Origin of the sequence: Nocardiopsis sp. TNDT3, from assembly GCF_003427465.1 — a bacterium.
Classification (GTDB): Bacteria; Actinomycetota; Actinomycetes; order Streptosporangiales; family Streptosporangiaceae; genus Nocardiopsis; species Nocardiopsis dassonvillei.
Map to the genome: position 1 here is coordinate 1 of NZ_QPFC01001066.1, position 1402 is coordinate 1402.

General features: G+C 76.2%; 1 protein-coding gene and 1 pseudogene. Both read right to left on the minus strand.

What is annotated here, in order from left to right; all coding sequences use genetic code 11:
* A partial coding sequence (locus DQW06_RS23900; protein WP_117199355.1) for a hypothetical protein occupies nucleotides 1-1084 on the minus strand: 1084 nt, incomplete at its 3' end.
* A gap of 41 nt (nucleotides 1085-1125) precedes the next feature.
* A pseudogene (locus tag DQW06_RS23905) lies at nucleotides 1126-1402 on the minus strand (short-chain dehydrogenase); the annotation flags it as partial.

Sequence of the window (1402 nt, forward strand, 5' to 3'; positions counted from 1 at the left end):
CCGGAACGTCGCTGAGCAGCAGCTTCCAGTCAGCCGCCAGGTCGGTTCCGCCGCGCCGCAGCCACTCGGCGGTCAGGGACCGGAAGGCGGCCTCGCGTCGCGGCGGCGGCAGCGCCCCCGCCGCCAGGACGTCCCGCCCGGCCCCCTCCAGGGCACGGCAGTACGCGCCCACCGGCACTCGCGCGACCTCGCCGGGGTAGCGGACTCGGCGGATCATCAGCATGGCCCAGCGCAGGAAGGTCGCCGCGCCCCGGGCGGAGCCCTCCACCTTTCCCTTCTGCGGCGGCCGGGCGGGACGGAACCCGTCATCGCGGGGCGGGGTCCGCGCGTCGGCGCGGCGACCGGCCCCCGACAGGTGCCAGGAGCCGTCGTCGAGCCGCAGCGAGCCCGCACGGGCCCGCAGTACTCCCCCTGCTCCCAGGCCGACCACGACCCCGTCCGCGTCGGAGTCCAGGCGCACTCCGTGCGCCGAGTCGGAGTCCACGTCCACCTCGGTCAGGTCCTCCAGGTGCACCTCGAGCGTGGGAGGGCGGCCTGGAGCGCCGTCGCCGGGGTCGTAGGAGCGGGCCGGTTCCAGGGTCAGGAACCCGCACAGGCGGGCGCCCTCCCGTTCGATCCGCACGTGGCGCAGGCTGGCGGCGCCGAGTGCGTAGTCGTCCGCCAGGGCGGCCAACGCCTGCGGCGTCCACCGGGAGTACGCCGGACGGACCTCGCCCCGGTAGTCGCGGTAGGGCCTGTCGAAGTACACGGGCGGGGGCTGGACGAGCGCGTCGAGACGGTGCCCGCACAGCGCGGCCTGCTCCACCATCCAGTCCCAGCGCGTCGGCCTCAGGAGCGCCGTCCACTCCAGGGCCGCGCGGGCGCGCCGTTCCCGTTCCGGCCCGGTCCGACCCGTCGCGGCCCGGAACAGGGGCACAACGGCGTTGTCCCACAGGTCGGAGACGGCCCGGACGGTCTCGCGGTCGAACGTGCGCGCGTCGCGGGCGGCCTCGGCGATCTGGATAACGGAGCGGTCCACCAGGGCGCCCAGCGCGGCGAGGGCCGGTTCGTCGGACCGAGGGGGTTCGGGAGGTCGGGGGTCCATGACCGAACCCTGGCACAGGGCCTCGACACGGGCTCCACCGGCTACCGGACGGTGAGCTTGCGCTCCCGGGGGTCGAAGGCCACCGACCTGGCGTCGGAGCGCAGGGCCCGCACGATCGCGTCCACCACCTCGTCCACGGGGTGGGGTTCGGGCAGGTTCCCGGGCGCGGTCCCGGCCAGGGGGCGGTCGGCGAGGCCGGTGTCCATGTGCGGCGCGCGCACGTCCAGGGCCGCGACGTGCCTGGCGCGGTAGTCCGCGCGCGCGGCGGTCAACCAGGCCGACAGGGCGGCCTTGCTGGCCGAGTAGGCCGCCATGCCG